14 protein-coding genes are annotated in these 15,917 nt (G+C 52.2%); 8 read left to right on the top strand and 6 right to left on the bottom strand.

Annotated elements, in window-relative coordinates:
* On the bottom strand, positions 1-330 hold a 330-nt coding region (locus H6F80_RS19080; RefSeq protein ID WP_190793107.1), incomplete at its 3' end, for an MBL fold metallo-hydrolase.
* A 415-nt stretch (positions 331-745) separates the two neighbouring features.
* On the opposite strand from H6F80_RS19080, the gene H6F80_RS19075 reads away from it, so the two are divergent.
* Positions 746-1,981, top strand: coding sequence for a SpoIID/LytB domain-containing protein (locus tag H6F80_RS19075; RefSeq protein ID WP_190793106.1), 1,236 nt, complete (start codon positions 746-748; stop codon positions 1,979-1,981).
* Between the two features lie 154 nt (positions 1,982-2,135).
* On the opposite strand, the gene H6F80_RS19070 is transcribed toward H6F80_RS19075, so the two are convergent.
* Together H6F80_RS19070 and gnd are read right to left on the bottom strand one after the other, a co-directional pair.
* Positions 2,136-3,638 carry a RecQ family ATP-dependent DNA helicase gene (locus H6F80_RS19070; RefSeq protein ID WP_190793105.1) on the bottom strand — a complete coding sequence of 501 codons (1,503 nt, stop codon included), beginning with the start codon at positions 3,636-3,638 and terminating at the stop codon, positions 2,136-2,138.
* Positions 3,639-4,056: 418 nt separating this feature from the next.
* Positions 4,057-5,463, bottom strand: a complete 1,407-nt coding sequence (gene gnd, locus H6F80_RS19065; RefSeq protein WP_190793104.1) for an NADP-dependent phosphogluconate dehydrogenase — start codon at positions 5,461-5,463, stop codon at positions 4,057-4,059.
* Positions 5,464-5,866: 403 nt separating this feature from the next.
* On the opposite strand from gnd, the gene H6F80_RS19060 reads away from it, so the two are divergent.
* Positions 5,867-6,184 carry a small RNA NsiR4-regulated ssr1528 family protein gene (locus tag H6F80_RS19060; protein WP_190793103.1) on the top strand — a complete coding sequence of 106 codons (318 nt, stop codon included), beginning with the start codon at positions 5,867-5,869 and terminating at the stop codon, positions 6,182-6,184.
* Between the two features lie 173 nt (positions 6,185-6,357).
* On the top strand, positions 6,358-6,735 hold the full coding sequence (locus tag H6F80_RS19055) for a hypothetical protein (RefSeq protein ID WP_190793102.1): 378 nt from the start codon (positions 6,358-6,360) through the stop codon (positions 6,733-6,735).
* 56 nt (positions 6,736-6,791) lie between these two features.
* Here the strand turns inward: H6F80_RS19055 and H6F80_RS19050 are convergent, their stop codons facing one another.
* Positions 6,792-7,112 (bottom strand): hypothetical protein, encoded by a 321-nt coding sequence (locus H6F80_RS19050; RefSeq protein ID WP_190793101.1) that lies wholly within the window; start codon positions 7,110-7,112, stop codon positions 6,792-6,794.
* A 404-nt stretch (positions 7,113-7,516) separates the two neighbouring features.
* Between H6F80_RS19050 and H6F80_RS19045 the strand changes: the two genes are divergently transcribed.
* Positions 7,517-8,041, top strand: a complete 525-nt coding sequence (locus H6F80_RS19045; RefSeq protein WP_518523610.1) for a tetratricopeptide repeat protein — start codon at positions 7,517-7,519, stop codon at positions 8,039-8,041.
* A gap of 411 nt (positions 8,042-8,452) precedes the next feature.
* Here the strand turns inward: H6F80_RS19045 and H6F80_RS19040 are convergent, their stop codons facing one another.
* On the bottom strand, positions 8,453-8,608 hold the full coding sequence (locus H6F80_RS19040; protein WP_190793100.1) for a hypothetical protein: 156 nt from the start codon (positions 8,606-8,608) through the stop codon (positions 8,453-8,455).
* Here H6F80_RS19040 and H6F80_RS19035 point away from each other — a divergent pair, their 5' ends adjacent.
* On the top strand, positions 8,609-9,796 hold the full coding sequence (locus tag H6F80_RS19035; protein ID WP_190793099.1) for an HhoA/HhoB/HtrA family serine endopeptidase: 1,188 nt from the start codon (positions 8,609-8,611) through the stop codon (positions 9,794-9,796).
* A gap of 86 nt (positions 9,797-9,882) precedes the next feature.
* Here the strand turns inward: H6F80_RS19035 and H6F80_RS19030 are convergent, their stop codons facing one another.
* On the bottom strand, positions 9,883-10,821 hold the full coding sequence (locus H6F80_RS19030; RefSeq protein WP_190793108.1) for an alpha/beta hydrolase: 939 nt from the start codon (positions 10,819-10,821) through the stop codon (positions 9,883-9,885).
* Between the two features lie 209 nt (positions 10,822-11,030).
* On the opposite strand from H6F80_RS19030, the gene mnmG reads away from it, so the two are divergent.
* From mnmG to H6F80_RS19015, 3 genes are all read left to right on the top strand, one after another.
* Positions 11,031-12,941 (top strand): tRNA uridine-5-carboxymethylaminomethyl(34) synthesis enzyme MnmG, encoded by a 1,911-nt coding sequence (mnmG, locus tag H6F80_RS19025; protein WP_190793098.1) that lies wholly within the window; start codon positions 11,031-11,033, stop codon positions 12,939-12,941.
* Between the two features lie 397 nt (positions 12,942-13,338).
* The gene (locus H6F80_RS19020; protein ID WP_190793097.1) at positions 13,339-14,409 is read left to right on the top strand and encodes a hypothetical protein; all 1,071 of its coding nucleotides are present in this window, start codon (positions 13,339-13,341) and stop codon (positions 14,407-14,409) included.
* 117 nt (positions 14,410-14,526) lie between these two features.
* Positions 14,527-15,917, top strand: a 1,391-nt coding sequence (locus H6F80_RS19015) for a glycosyltransferase family 39 protein (RefSeq protein ID WP_190793096.1), incomplete at its 3' end; no start/stop codon positions are given.

The following is a 15,917-nucleotide window of genomic DNA, read 5'->3' as shown; positions in this document are numbered from 1 at the left end:
AAAATGGGTTTGGGAGTAGCGTCCTGCAGCTTTGAGATACTCATCCAGCTTGGGTGGACCGTAGATATCAATCCGGCTAGGATTCCCTGCCAGTCCACAGCTGGCTAGCAGACCCATTAGCCCGTAGATGTGATCGCCGTGCATGTGGGTAATAAAGATTTTGGTGATCTGACTTACGCGCAGATCGCTGCGAAGAATCTGATGTTGAGTGCCCTCGCCGCAGTCAAATAGCCAGACCTCCGATCGCTGAGGCAGCCTCAGGGCAACACTGGAAACGTTACGCGATCGAGTGGGCACACCCGAACTGGTTCCTAGAAATGTGATCTGCAAAGCTTAAACCTACCCAATGCCGCAGTGTTGGACTAGATCTATCGTGACATAAGACGAGGAGAGTGGGAGGGTGAGGAGATGAGAGTTCGCTTGTCCTGAGTCACCTTTAAAGATTCAGTGGATTAATTTTAAGAATTTTTTGTTGAAGCTGCTGTGGAACTTGAGGTGGCGGGGAATAGTCTGAAAGCAAGAGTTGAATGATGAAGTTGAGATGAAATTTTGAGTAGCTACAGGAGCGATCGCGGCAATTACGGAATTTTTGTAGCTAAACCTTAAAAAGTTGAAATAAGATGAACCAGGATTATTGTGATTTCGTTTCCAGCGGAGTCCGCATCGCTCGATCGGTATAAAAACTCAACGAAATTAAGCCAATACTAAGCCAATGATGAATGTTGAGGGGAGAGGAGCCTGACGAATGACAAAGACGCACCACGTAACAGCAGCCAACCATGAAATTCAAGTCAATCGAATCCAAGTTCCTCAGGTTCAAGGGCTGAAGTGGCTCTGGCATTACGGTAAAAAGTCGGGCTGGATGACCCTTTTGTTTTGGCTGGTGGCGATCGCGCCTGCATGGGCAGGACTGGAACTGCGAGTGGCGATCGAACAAAACGTGAGCCAGGTGAAGGTTGGCAGCTCTACCGATGCAGTGTTGCGAGACGGTTCAGGACAGGTCTTGGCGCAGATTCCGGGCATGAACGCGGTGATGGCGCAGTCAGAAGACGGACAAATTGCAGTTAACGAGGTCGAAACGAGCCAGCTTTGGGTAGAGCCAAAGCGTTCCGACGGCTATGTCTTTATTGGGGACAAGTGGTATCGCGGCAGAACGCTGGTGATGCCAACTGCAGGCGGATTAACGGCTGTGAACTACGTTGATCTAGAGCACTATCTCTACAGTGTTGTGGGTGCAGAAATGCCGACAAACTGGGATTTAGAGGCTCTGAAGGCTCAAGCGGTTGCTGCTCGCTCTTACGTGCTGTATCAGCGTCAGAACAGTGCCAATGCAGTCTTTGACGTGGGCGATACAACTCAGTGGCAGGTTTACGGGGGACTGGAGGAAGAAGCTGCCAGCACCAGAGCCGCCGTGGATGCTACGAAAGGACAGGTTTTGACTCATAACGGGCAGATTATTAACGCCGTCTTCCACTCCTGCGCGGGCGGACACACCGAAAACGTGGAAGATATCTGGACGAATCCGCTGCCTTATTTGAGAGGCGTCGTCAGCCCAGACCAGGATATGCAGGGATGCCAGTGGGAATCGCGCACTGTATCAGCGCAAGAACTCAGTGAGGCGATCGGCTACAGCGGCACGATTTATTCAGTCATGGTGAATCGTCATCCTCACGGGCGCGTCCTCTCGCTGCAAATTGACGGCAGTGCCGGATCTGTGACGATCGATGGGGATGAGATGCGAAACAAGCTAAAGCTAAAAAGCACCCTTTTCTCGATCGACCCAATGCGCGGACAAGTTGCCAGTGCGGGGAGTGTGCCTGCGGCTCCGCTCACGTTTCAGATTAGCGGCAGTGGCTTTGGGCACGGGGTCGGGATGAGTCAGTACGGTGCCTACAAGCTGGCTCAGCAGGGCTGGAACTATCAGCAGATTGTAAGCCATTACTACACTGGGGTCAGGCTGTCACGAATCGAGGTGCAGTAGGGGAGATCGGGTCATTCCAGGAGCGTGTTTGAGTAGTCGCCAATGTCCTGCGTTGCCCGCTAAATCCCCCAGTGCTGGAGGACTTTGAAACCTAGAGCAGGGTTAGGGTGGTCGTAAGCATTGGTGTTCAAACATTCCCTGTGAAGATTTCTATTCAGGTACACCGATCGCAGTGTCCGCATCCTTTCCTGTTTTCTTTTAGCCGATCTGCCTCTGTTGGAAAGCCAAACGCTCGAAGCAGAAATTGCCAGCGGCAGGCTTTGGTCGTGAGGTACTGGCGCATGGGTTCGGCTGAGTGTTCAGTGGCTTGCCTAGCTTGCTGCAACGAAAAGGGGATTGATTTGTGAGGCGATCGAATCACGTAATGAAAAGGGTCTTGCCATTCTAGCTGGCCAGTGCGGTGTAGCAGGGCAAGGGCAATCTCGCTCTGCTTAAACTGACGGCTGACCTCGATTAAATTGCCCTGAGCTGGGATCTGGCGGATCAGGGTTTGAGCTAATTGCTGCTGTTTGCGGAACTGCGCCTGGAAAAATTGCTGTCGTTGGCGATCGGTAGGGTCGAGCCATCCGGTCGGTTCGCTGATAAAGGTGAGTGCCTCTGAGGGTTTGCCGTCGCGTCCTGCCCTGCCGACTTCCTGAATGTACTCAGACAGCAACATCGGCGACTGAAAGTGGATAACCCAGCGGACGTTTGGCTTGTTAACCCCCATTCCAAAAGCAGAGGTGCAGACCACAAAGGGCATTCGATCGCTAATCCAATCCTGTTCGATCGAGCGACGTTCTGGAGCACTCAGCCCCGCATGGTATGCCGCGGTAAGGTAACCCTGTGTGGTGAGCCACCGAGCCAAGTCTTCTGCATCGTGTCGGCTTCGTGCATAAATCAGTCCGGTGCCTGCTTGCTTACCATTCCCTTGCAGGGGAACTCGTTGACGAATAAACCGCAGGATCTGCTGTCGTCTGTCGCGAGGAGACCAGGCGATTTTGACCGCTAGGGACAAATTCGATCGATAGGGACTTTGCAGAAATTTCTGTGGCTGAGTCAGCTGAAGTACCTGGGCGATCGTCTCTTGCACTTGTGGGTCGGCAGTGGCAGTAAAAGCGGCGATCGAAAGGCGAGTTCCGGGCGGTTTTTGGTGCAGCAGGGCAGGACGCACAGTTCCTAAACGGCGATAGGCAGGACGAAAGCCGTCTCCCCATTGAGAAAGGCAGTGCGCTTCGTCGAGGATGAGACTGTGAATGACGAGATGAGGTTGGGACAAACGCTCCCACACAGGGGGGCTGAGCAAAGTTTCTGGTGAAAGGTAGAGCAGGCGAAGTTTTTGCTGATCGATCGCCGAAAAAATCTGGCGGCGTTCATTGCTGGAAAGCTCGCTATGCAGCAGGGCAGCAGGCAACCGACGCTGACGCAATTCCTGCACCTGGTTCTCCATCAAAGCCACCAGCGGCGAAACAACCAGGGTCAGTCCGGGACGCATCAGGGCAGGCAACTGAAAGCAAATTGATTTCCCACCTCCGGTCGGTAGGACGATCAGGGCATCTTGTCCGGTTAGCAAACTCTGAATGATTTCTGCCTGAGACGATCGAAAATCGGAGTAGCCCCAAATTTGCTGAAGGGTCGATCGCGCCTGCTGCCAGTCGAACGAGGTGGAATGAGTCATGGGACGCAGCCTGATTCCGGGATATCAAATTCAGCGTTCCCGGTTTCAGTTCGTCAATTCACGGCGATTTTAATCTACAAAAACCTCGCCTAAGGCATTCACAAACACAGCTGTTTTGCCTGCGTGCTCACCACCATTGCACCTAACCATTCTCAGACGGTTTGCTTCTCCTTCGGGTTGAACTGTTTTTCTGTTTGAATTACCTTTCCGGTTGAACTGTCTTTTCGGTTGAATTACCTTTCTGGTTGAACTGCCTTTCCGGTTGAGCGGTGATATTGAAATCAAGCCGATCGCCTGGGGTGAGCACAGTTGGCTTTATGGGTTGCAGGGATTGCCTCTGAAGGGAATTGTGTCTGAAACAAGCGATTCCCCCCTCCCTGAAAAGAGGCTAGGGGGGATCAGAGGGGTTTTGACCTGTTTAGAACCAGTCGGCGTGGAAGGTTCCGGGCTTGTCGGTGCGCTCGAAGGTGTGTGCGCCGAAGTAGTCGCGCTGTGCCTGGGTCAGGTTTTGCGGCAGACGATCGCGGCGGTAGCTGTCGAAGTAGTCGAGCGATGCGCTAAATGCCGGAACGGGAACGCCCAGCTTGGCAGCCGTTGAGAGAACTTCTCGCCATGCATCCTGGCGATCGAGAATCGTTTGCTTGAACTCTGGTGCGAGCAGCAGGTTTGCCAACTGCGGATTTTCGTCGTAGGCGTGTTTGATTTTGTTCAAAAAGCCTGCCCGAATAATGCAGCCGCCTTTCCAGATGCGCGCCGTTTCGCCCAGGTTCAGGTTGTAGTTAAAGTCCTGGGAAGCCTTGCCCAGCAGTGCCATCCCCTGCGCGTAGGAGCAGATCTTGGAGCAGTAAAGGGCATCGCGGATTTTGTTGACGAATTCTTTTACATTGCCGTCGTATTTGCCCGTGGGACCATCCAGCACCTTCGAGGCAGCGATCCGCTCTTGCTTGATCGAGGACATAATCCGGGCATTCACTGCTGCCGTAATCGTGGGAATGCTCACGCCCAGTTCTAGCGCGCTGGAAACCGTCCAGCGACCTGTGCCCTTTTGTCCGGCAGCGTCCATAATTACTTCGACCAGGGGCAGCCCGGTATCGGGATCAAGCTTCTTAAAGATGTCTGCCGTGATCTCGATCAGGAAGGAATTGAGTTCGTCGGTGGTGTTCCACTCGGCAAAGACTTCGTGAAGCTGAAGATGATCGAGTCCAAGGGTATTTCTCAGCAGGTCGTAGGCTTCGGCAATCAGCTGCATATCGCCGTACTCGATGCCGTTGTGTACCATTTTGACGTAGTGACCCGATCCACCTGAACCGATGTAGGTGACGCAGGGACCATCATCCACCTGTGCAGCAATTTTGGTGACGATCGGTTCAATTTCGCGATAGGCAGATTCTGTACCGCCAGGCATCAGACTCGGACCATTCAGCGCACCTTCTTCGCCACCACTCACGCCCATACCAATAAAGCTTAGCCCGGTTGATTCCATTTCCTGGACGCGCCGCTCGGTGTCGGTGTAGAGCGAATTACCGCCGTCGATAATCATGTCGCCTTCTTCCAGCAGCGGCTTGAGCTGATTCATCACCGCATCCACCGGGCTTCCAGCTTTCACCATAATCAAAATACGGCGTGGACGCTCCAGCGATTGAACAAAATCTTCGAGCGTATGGGCAGCATAAAAATTCTTGCCCTGTGCCCGCGTTTGCATAAACTTGTCCGTCACGGAGGTCGTGCGGTTGTAAACAGAGACGGGGAAGCCGTTTCGCTCAACGTTGAGCGCGAGGTTTTCTCCCATCACGGCGAGACCAATCAAACCAAAACTTTGTGCCATAGGACTTGCGTTATTCTTTGCTTACTCTGGGTTTGCTGACTCTGGAACTGGCTTGTAAGACCTCACAATGAGGTCAGGGCAGTTAAGACAAAAGAGATTGCTAGCGAAGATTCGATCGCAACCAACCAGAAAGATCTCAGTGAGCCGATCGCTTCAAGGAACCACTGGAAAAACTGAGAACCGAACTGAAAATTAGTGAAACGGATCAGGCAAATTGCTTTATCCCCTTCAGGGTAGACAATGGTTCAAGCCAAGCTGGGTTGCCGAAAGGTTTTCTTTATACGAGCGGTTAAAAATCGTTTTTCCACTTTTATTAGCGATCGTCCCCATCAATGCTTGCCTCTATCTCTGGTTGCAGACCGTGCCTGATAATAGTGAGGAGACGTAACTAGGTAGGCTTTCCATGACAACGAACGTAACGCCCGAACCGCAATCCTCCTCTGAGTCCACCACTGGAGCAGACGCGATCGATCGGGCAATTGCAGCCGGAATCGATTTTGACGGCTCACCGATCCCGCCGGCAAAGCTTGATCTTTACAACCAGGTGATGGGGCTCGAAGCCGGACGGCAGCGCAGCGGCGTGTCAAATACCATGCGATCGCGAATTGTGCGAATTGGCGCGAAGCACATTCCCCAGGACGAGCTAAATCAAAAGCTAGAAGCCGCCGGGTTTGCCCCGCTCAAAGACAAAGAGATTGCGTTTTACTACGGAAGCAAGTGAGCTTTACCGGCTCCCAGTATGCTGAGGGGAAGTCATTAAGCGTCAGATACAAACCGTGAGGGACATTGGATTCTTTGTATCAGGTTCTTCACGGTCAGGTCGATCGTTTGAGGTTAACCTTCTGAGCGAAATGGCTGCCTCTTTTCCTTACATTCCAGTTGAACCGACGTTCGATGATGGAGCTTCTCTTTGAATTCTCACGATCGCACTGTATTGCGATTTGCGCCTTTCTCATTCCGGCGAATCTATTCTCGACGCTGCAAGCCATGATCTTTACAGGGATCGGTCGCCCGATCGCTCAAGTGGGGATCATGTCTGGTGCGGCCTTGGGCTATGCCACGCTGATGATGATCCACGTTATTAGCTGGTGGGCAATCGGGGTGGTGATGCTGCCCACTTACATCCTGCCTGCACTGGCGGGGGTTTGCCTGGCAATTAACCTGGTCTGCCTGATGATTAGCGCAACGCACTTCCGCCCAGAAATTCCCTGGATTGATCGGCGAGAGTCGTTTGCAGTGGCGTGGTTTTTGCGTCGAGTGGGGATGATTTAGCTTGCGTAGGATGGGTTAACGCAGCATAATGCATCAGCTTCGGGAATACAAAATTCTCAGGAAGCGTCCTGACAGTGAAACTGGAACTCTTCTTCCAAGCTGGGCGTTTCGATTTCGCTTTGTGCCATTGCCTGAAGTTCGTTCATCTGCTGTTGCAGCTTTTCAATTCGTTCCTGTAAGCGTGTCTTGATCTCGGCAGAGCCGGAGGTTACGCAGTCGCGGCAGGCTTCCCCCTGCATCACGTCGCGATCGTCGTATAGCACTGCCAGCATAAGCCGATTGCGGCGGGTACGAACTGGATAGGCTCTGTGACCGCAAATCGCACAGAAGACAGGGGCATTGCCGATGTAAACGCTCTGTTCCCAGACAATTTTCACGGGTTGACCTCTTAAAGCACTTTTAAAGCAAAGGTGTGCGATACGCAGGAGTTTTTACAAGGGAATTTGGGGAATTAAGGAAGTAAGGCTCGATCGCCGCAGAAGATTTAACTTTGGACTATAGCCTAAGCGATTTTTCGTGATCCTGTGCCCGAAGTTCAGACTGTTTTAAGTCGAATTGCAGAGGAGGTTCTGTTGATTTTGCGACGAGAGCAGTACAGGAAGAACAATCAATCGGGCGGAGCGGGTATCCATTTTGCGGGGATCAAAGCCGATCGCCAGAACAGACCAGAGCCTCATCAGAGTCTAATCAGAGTTTAATCCAAGCTCAATCAACGCCCAATCGATGTCGTAATTCAAGATACAAGCTTCTGCATGACACTTAAGATAAAAGTGTAAGGGCTGTGAAGATTAAACTCAGATTCAATGGGGCAGCCGTTTTGCAGGAAAGCAAATTCATGGATAACCTCGCGATCGATCGCCTCTTGAATAACCTGAAAAATCCCGATGAGCTAACCCGGCAGGAGGCATCCGAGGAGCTTTGGCGGATTTGGTTTCATCAAAAAGGGGCTTATGGACTGGAAATCCTGAGTCAAAGTCAGGCATTGATCGAAGCAGATCAGCGAGAGGCAGCCGAGGCACTGCTGACTGATCTTGTGCAGGATCAGCCCGACTTTGCCGAAGCCTGGAATCGGCGTGCGGTGCTGTATTACCTGCAAAAGCAATATCGTCGATCGCTTACTGACTGTCAGCGAGTAGTCGAACTAAATCCGGTGCATTTTGGCGCACTGCACGGAATGGGTCTATGCCATGCTGCGCTAGGCGAATATGCTGCGGCGATTCAGGCATTTCGTCGCGCCCTTGAGATTCAGCCCTACGCGCTGATGAATCAGCGATTAATTTTAGAATGCACGGCACGGTTGTCTTAGGACGTGGTTTAAAGCGTGTTGCGATTGATTACGCTATAAAGATCGGGTGCATCAGGTACTGGGGGACGTGCCCAACGCGGTAATCCAGGATGCCTACACGATCGAGCTGGCTGAACAGTGTCAAATGCATCAAACTAAATTTCCCACCTGTAGGGAGCTTTGAGCAGTTTTTCCAGCATTCGGGGTGAGGGGGCAGTTCATCAAACACTTTGGCTTGCTGCGATCGCTTGTGGGTATCCAGCAGACCCTACCAGGGGGGAACCGACGATCGTAGTTCTTGTTTCAAAGTCCCCGATTTATGGAGACTTTAGGAAGCAATGCAAGGTCTCAACTCTTGCTCAAACTCCCTTCAGCCCCTTCTCCTTCTAGAGACAGAGATTCTTTTGAGGTGGGAAAACCGCACTCGGCTTTTCAAGACAGTGCCATAAAATTAAACGTGATGCTGAATTGCTGGATTGAAAAGCGTTTCAGCCTTCTGAGATAGCTGTCGATCGGTGCGTCACTCTCCCGGTGAATCACGTACTCATTGATGGCTCGATCGCGATGAAATTTTGGGATGGATAGCACATGATCACCCGCAGACTCGCACAATTCATAGTTGGGAAACTGACCCGCATTCTGGCAATCACGCTGGGTATTGTTTTTGCATTTGCCTCTCCCAGTTGGGCAAGCCCCTTATCGTCTTACCAGATGCCGCAGACAATTGCCCAGGCTCCCGCGATGCAGCGCACCCGCAGCTTTGTCGCAACAGCGGTCGAGCGCGTGGGTCTGGCAGTGGTGCGAATCGATACCGAGCGAACGATTAGTCGTGGTCCTGATCCATACATGAACGACCCCTTTTTCCGGCGATTCTTTGGTGACGGCATCTTTCCGCCTGGGGGTGAGGAGCGGCTTCAGGGACAGGGTTCGGGCTTTATTGTGGATAGCAACGGCACGATTTTGACCAATGCCCATGTTGTAAGCGATGCCGATCGTGTAACGGTGATTCTCAAAGACGGTCGCCGCCTGGATGGGGAAGTGCTGGGCGTGGATGAAGTCACCGATCTGGCAGTCGTCAAAATTCCGGTGCAGAGCAGCCTGCCAACGGCTGCATTGGGCGACTCTGACGATGTGCAGGTGGGAGACTGGGCGATCGCGATGGGCAACCCGCTGGGCCTGGATAATACGGTGACCTTGGGAATCGTGAGTACCCTGAATCGATCGAGTGCGCTGGTGGGCATTCCCGATAAGCGATTGGACTTTATTCAGACTGACGCTGCTATCAATCCGGGCAACTCTGGCGGACCTTTGCTCAACGCCGACGGCGAAGTGATCGGCATCAACACGGCGATTCGGGCAAACGCGACGGGCATTGGCTTTGCGATCCCGATCAACACGGCGAAGCAAATTATGCCGATTCTGGCACGCGGCGAAGATGTGCCCCATCCTTATCTGGGCGTACAAATTGCTGATCTCACTCCTGATCTGGCACGGCAAAACAACCGCGATCCCAATGCCACAGTAATGCTGCCCGAAGTGAATGGAGCGATCGTCTTAGGCGTCGTCCCTGATTCTCCCGCAGCCCAGGCAGGCATCCGACGCGGCGATGTAATTACTCAGATTGAAGGGCAGGCGATCACCTCTGCCGATCAGCTTCAGGGATTAGTCGATCACAGCCAGGTCGGTCAGCCCTTGCAGGTAAATGTGCAGCGCGGGGAACGATCGCAGTCGCTCACAATTCGCACGGCTCCGCTGCGAGAAAGACGGCAACGATAGACTGCTTGAAAGACGAAAAACACCGAGCGAGGGGTAGAGCAATCTACCTCTTTTTTTACTTTTGCCTTGTTGCAAGCAACCTGTATCTAAAATCTCCCTTGAACTTCTGTGAGGAGTTGGTCAACCCCTTGCTTCCAAAGTTGCTTATCGACCGTAACGAGCAAAGTATGACCTGTGTTTGGAAAAATAACGAGCTGCTTTGAGCCATTCAGATTCTGAAAAATCTGATCAACCTCTTCTAAGGTCGTCCATTTATCGAGTTTGCCGTGCAGTAGCACAGCAGGGCATTTGACCTGAGTGGCATAAGTAACTGGATCATGCGTAAAACCATTAAATCGATGTTGAATGCTCCCCCAGAAAACAAGCATTTCGGCGATCGGAAAGGTTGGCAGCCTGACTGCTCTTAATCGACTTCTAACCGCATCTAAAAGTCGTGCAAAAGGAAGCTCAAGAATGACTGCATCAGGGTTCACTTGCTCGCGGGCAACTGCTCTCAGAATTGCGGCACTTCCCATTGACACCCCGTACAGCACAAATGGACGCTTGAAGTTTGAGCGTTGAGCGTAACTCAGGGTTAGGGCAACATCTTTGGCTTCTCGTACACCGATCGTTGTTGTGTTGCCACTGGAACTGCCAACCCCTCTAAAATCAACCAGCAAGGCATCATATCCTAGCTCGTGAAATACCTCGGCTGGAGCTAAAAGCTGTTTAGCCTTGCTCCCTCCATTTCCAGGAAAAAGTAGAACCGTCCCGCGAGACATAGATCCTTGAGCAGGAATAAACCAGGTCTCCAGCCACTCGGTTGGATTGATGGAAATACGCTGCTTGACAAATTCAAGTCCAACATCGAGCGGGAGTTTAGAACTGGTCGGTCTAGGACGTCCCAAACCCCACTGTCCAGGAGGATTATAGTGAGTCAGAGCATAAGCCCCTGCATAGGACAAAACATTGAGCGCGAAGAAAACAACCAGTAAGACCTGCAAGAGACGCTTTCTGCTTTTGCGATAATTTCTGGCTGCATTCATCATAGACCTTATCCTGAATCTGCTCACTCAGCATCAGCTTAAACCCGCCTGCCTGATCGCCACCCGCGTGATAACACTGTAAGCATTGATATCAGACGAAACCGAATGCTCCCTGTCCACGGGCAACAACCCGATCGCAACGTCATTCTTTAGCCCGATCGAACCCGCTAAAATGGGAAAGATCTCCCGGATGAGCAGCTTTTCAGGCTATGACCGTGCAAACGCCCACTGATTTTCAAGACTATTTTGATGTCGTCGTTGTCGGAGCCGGGCACGCAGGCTGTGAGGCAGCTCTGGCAACGGCTCGAATGGGCTGTCGGACGCTGCTGCTGACGCTGAATCTGGATAAAATCGCCTGGCAGCCCTGCAATCCAGCGGTCGGAGGTCCGGCAAAATCGCAGTTGACCCATGAAGTTGATGCCTTGGGCGGCGAGATCGGCAAAATCGCGGATCGCACTTATCTGCAAAAGCGGGTGCTGAATATCTCGCGGGGTCCGGCGGTCTGGGCGTTGCGGGCGCAAACTGACAAGCGGGAATACGCAGCCGTAATGAAGCGCATCATTGAAAATCAGGAAAACCTGATGGTGCGCGAAAGCATGGTTACGGATCTGGTGTTGGGCAAAAATGACGAAATTATTGGCGTTCAAACCTACTTTGGCGTTGCCTTTGGCTGCAAAGCCGTCATCCTAACCACGGGCACATTTCTAGGCGGCACGATCTGGGTCGGCAACAAGTCGATGGCGGCAGGACGCGCCGGGGAGTTTGCGGCAGTGGGCTTAACCGAAACCCTGAACCGCATGGGCTTTGAAACCGGCCGGCTAAAAACCGGGACTCCAGCACGAGTAGACCGGCGATCGGTTCACTACGACGCACTCGAACCCCAGCCCGGAGACTCCAACGTGCGCTGGTTTAGCTTTGATCCTGAAGTCTGGGTCGAACGCGAGCAATTGCCCTGCTACCTGACCCGCACCACCCCGGAAACCCATCGCATCATTCGAGAAAATTTGCATCTGTCTCCGGTGTACGGTGGCTGGGTGGATGCGAAAGGTCCGCGCTATTGTCCCAGCATTGAAGATAAAATCGTCCGCTTTGCCGACAAAGAATCACACCAGATTTTCATTGAACCTGAAGGACGCGACATTCCTGAACTTTATATTCAGGGCTTTTCAACCGGACTGCCGGAAAACTTGCAGCTTCAAATGCTGCGATCGCTCCCCGGCCTGGAAAACTGCGTCATGCTGCGTCCGGCGTATGCGGTGGAATACGACTACATCCCCACAACTCAGTGCTACCCAACGCTGATGACTAAAAACGTTGAGGGGCTCTTTTGTGCAGGGCAAATTAACGGCACAACCGGATACGAAGAAGCCGCCGCCCAGGGCTTGGTGGCAGGAATCAACGCCGCTCGCTTTGCCCGCCATCAGGACATGATCGTGTTTCCGCGTGAGCAGAGCTACATTGGCACATTAATTGATGACCTTTGTACTAAAGACCTACGCGAACCCTACCGGATGCTGACTTCGCGATCGGAATATCGCCTGATTCTGCGATCGGACAACGCCGACCAACGCCTGACCCCCCTCGGACGCGAGATTGGATTAATCGACGATCGCCGCTGGGAACTTTTCACCCGTAAACAAGCAAACATTGCCGCTGAAAAAGAACGGCTGCACGAAACCCGCGTCAAAGAACACGAGCCGATCGGCAAGCAAATTGCGGCAGAAACTCAGCAGGCAATCAAAGGATCGATTACGCTGGCAGATTTGCTGCGTCGTCCTGGAATTCACTATGCGGATTTCGATCGCTATCAGCTCAGCAACCCTAGCCTGGCCCTGGCAGAGCAAGAAGGCGCAGAAATCGACATCAAATACTCCGGCTACATTCAGCGGCAGCAAACCCAGATCGAGCAAATCGCCCGCCAGGAGCATCGCCCGCTCCCCCCCGATCTGGACTACCACGCCATCTCGACGCTTTCAAAAGAATCCCGTGAAAAGCTGGCAAAGGTAAAACCCCTCACTGTTGGACAGGCGGCCCGCATTGGTGGCGTGAATCCGGCAGACGTGAATGCGCTGCTGGTGTATCTGGAAGTGCGTATGCTTCGCAGTTCCCTGAAGGGGTGATCGCGCACCAGATCGATAGACGAAGTCATTCGGTAGAGCCTTGTGACCCGAACTGCCCCACTTGTCCCTCATTGTCAGGTTCACGCCGATCGTCTCCACGACACTCAAGCTCTGAAGCAAACTCCGAAGCCGGCCGATTTGCTGATTTTTATAAACCATTTTCAGAAATCGGGGCAATCCTGATACAGTTGGGAGAAAAATACTAGTTTTCAACTGCCCGCACCTTTGAACTGACTACAAATAGCGATCGTTTCCTAGTTTCAATAGGTTACAACGCTGCATTTACAGGTTATAAAAGAGGGCAGTCTCGATCGAGAAGGATTTTATGTTTGGGCGAATTATCCCAGAAGTTCTTCTCCGCATCGCTCTTGATCACTGTCACTCATCCTGTCGTCCTATGTCCCAGCCTCCTTTTCAGCCTTCCTCACCCACCGACGATCAGCCTGCTCAGGCACAAGCCGAAGCAAGCATGGCGCAGACAGCCCTGCTAGAGCCGTTAGAATCTGCGGCAAGCAGTCCGTTTAACCAGAGTGCCGATCGCCTGATGGATGACCTGTTTGGTGGACTGGAGCAAGCTCTGGCACGGGAAACGTTGTTATCCGTTGAGCCTGAGCCTGCCGAAAAGCCCGCTCCGCCTGCGGAACTTCCTGTGGGGTCGATCGCCGCTCCTGGAGGAATCGCTGCCCTGATGCCTCGCCTCACGCCGCGTCAGCTTGTTCCAGGTGAGGTGGAGCCTGACCCGGATGTGGTGCTGGCAGTCAGTCAGTCAGCCCATCCTGCGGCAAAAAGACGATCGTTTGATATGCTGCTGCTTTCGACGCTCTGCGCTTCTTTGCTAACCACAGGAATTCTCTGGCTATGGCTTCGCAATACAGAGCAGCTTCCGCGCTGGGGAAATGGGCCCGCGCAAACTTCCGCACCTGTGGCAAAAGCTCCCCCGCCAACCGCAGAACAAATTCAGGCAGCACAGCAGCAGCAGTTTTTAGACTATGTAAATCGCTCGCTCGATCGCATTGGGCAAGCAGCCAAAGCAAACCGACTGGCTCAGCAAAACCAGCCCGAAAAGCCCGCTGCCTCGCCGACTCCTTCCCAAACCGTTCTAGAGCGGGTCTACGTTCCGGTTTATCCGCCGCCTCAGGTGATCACCGCACAGCCTAACGTCGTCATTCAGCAGCCCAGTGCCTCCGCAACTGCCCCAAATACTGCCCCAAATACTGCCCCGACCACTCCTGCACCTGCGGCAAACGTGCCCAATATTGCGGCAGCTTCCAGCTACAAACTGATTGGTGTTCTGGAGCTGGGCGATCGATCGGCAGCCTTGTTTGAAGTTAACGGCAGTCCACGCCGGGCACAGGTGGGTGAACCGATCGGCGATAGCGGCTGGATACTGGTTTCGGTTTCAAATCAAGAAGCGATCGTGCGGCGCAACGGAGAAGTGCGATCGATCTACGTGGGGCAGGAGTTTTAGGGAAATGATTTTGACTTTTCAAATTCAAATCCTTGCTGAGGCAGTTACCGATAGCGATGGAGAATCATTCTGCTAATGTGATAGTCTGCTTGGGACGATCGCGATCGGTCAGGAGAGATGAAACCATTTCCCGCTCAGGCCAAGGTGAGGCAGATTCGCTATGGACAATGGGCTGAATGGCTAATGCTATTTGGCAGTACGCTGTTTATCTATCTGGCGAACGGAGCAATCATCAGCTCGAATGACAGTGTGCCGAGTAGCCTGCTTGCCTTTAACTGGCTGGAGAATCATACGCTGCATTTCGATGCTTTTCGCGGCGGACATTACTATATGCCCAATGATATTTTTGGGCAGAACGGTATTCCCTATTTCTTTACCGAATCGCCGACCGGACATCTCACTTCTGCTTATCCGATCGGTACTGCATTACTCAGTTTTCCGCTCTATGCGCTGTTTTTTCTCTACCTCAAGCTGAGCGCAATTCTTCAGCATCAACCGCTGGGTTTAGACATTACGAATCCGGCATTTGAGCCGCAGCGACAGTTTTATGAAAAGCTTGCCGGAGCCATCTTAGCTGCTCTGACCAACGTTATTTTTTATCTACTGGCAAGGCTGAAATTCGATCGATCGATCAGTTTATTAATCACCTTTATCTACGGCTTTGCCACACTAAATTGGGCGGTGAGTTCTCAGGGACTTTGGGCCCATACACTTTCAAACTTGGCTCTGGTTTGCATTCTGCTGTGCCTCTGGAAAGCTAATCGACTAGAGGGCGAAAGTCTCTCGCATCGGCGCAAAACCATGTTGGTCACTGCCGGCTTTTTTAGCGGTTTATTGCCTGCAATTCGTCCAACAGGTTTACTGTTTCTTGCTGCAATATTGGTCTACGTTGTCGTTACCTATCGCAGGGAAACGCTGTTTTTTCTGATTGGCGGACTGTCTTTTTTGTTCAATAGTGCCTGGAATATTTATTATTTCGGATTCAGTCTGCGGGTTTTGATTGTCGGTGGCTACAGCAGCCTATTTCAGCATTCAAGCACCTATGATTGGACGCTGAACTATTTTAATACGGCGTTTTGGGGATATCTCATCAGTCCGAGTCGTGGCTTGCTGATCTTTTCCCCGGTGCTGCTATTTTCAATTCCGGGATGGTATCAGGTTTACAAAAGACGATCGCAAACTGATGAACGGCTGCTGATTCTGCTTGGGATTGCCTGTTTGGTGCTGTTTATTCAGTACTGTTTCTATGTGCCCTGGTGGGGAGCGATTACCTACGGATCAAGGTTTCTCGTCGATTTTTTGCCCGTCCTGTGTTATCCGATCGCCTACGTTCTAGCGCATTTATTAAATCAGCTTGAGCAGAGCCGAAAACGAGTTTCTGTTCTTCTGGTTTCAGTATTTTTATTACTAACAGTTTACTCAACCTTTGTGCAGGTTGTGGGCGCATTTAGCGATCGGCATATTTGGGACACTTCCCCTTATTTCAGCGTCGATCGCTTGTGGAACTG

The sequence above is a fragment of the Leptolyngbya sp. FACHB-711 genome (genome assembly GCF_014695615.1).
In the GTDB taxonomy this organism is placed as follows: domain Bacteria; phylum Cyanobacteriota; class Cyanobacteriia; order Elainellales; family Elainellaceae; genus Leptolyngbya_A.
The sequence above is the reverse complement of the archived record's forward strand: the minus strand, read 5'-3'. Positions and strand labels throughout refer to the sequence as shown.

Coding starts and splice junctions, on each gene's coding strand:
- mnmG (WP_190793098.1), top strand. CDS start 11,031: ATGACCGTGCAAACGCCCACTGATTTTCAAGACTATTTTGATGTCGTC.
- H6F80_RS19075 (WP_190793106.1), top strand. CDS start 746: ATGACAAAGACGCACCACGTAACAGCAGCCAACCATGAAATTCAAGTC.
- gnd (WP_190793104.1), bottom strand. CDS start 5,463: ATGGCACAAAGTTTTGGTTTGATTGGTCTCGCCGTGATGGGAGAAAAC.
- H6F80_RS19030 (WP_190793108.1), bottom strand. CDS start 10,821: ATGAATGCAGCCAGAAATTATCGCAAAAGCAGAAAGCGTCTCTTGCAG.
- H6F80_RS19020 (WP_190793097.1), top strand. CDS start 13,339: ATGTCCCAGCCTCCTTTTCAGCCTTCCTCACCCACCGACGATCAGCCT.
- H6F80_RS19055 (WP_190793102.1), top strand. CDS start 6,358: ATGATGGAGCTTCTCTTTGAATTCTCACGATCGCACTGTATTGCGATT.
- H6F80_RS19035 (WP_190793099.1), top strand. CDS start 8,609: ATGATCACCCGCAGACTCGCACAATTCATAGTTGGGAAACTGACCCGC.
- H6F80_RS19070 (WP_190793105.1), bottom strand. CDS start 3,638: ATGACTCATTCCACCTCGTTCGACTGGCAGCAGGCGCGATCGACCCTT.
- H6F80_RS19060 (WP_190793103.1), top strand. CDS start 5,867: ATGACAACGAACGTAACGCCCGAACCGCAATCCTCCTCTGAGTCCACC.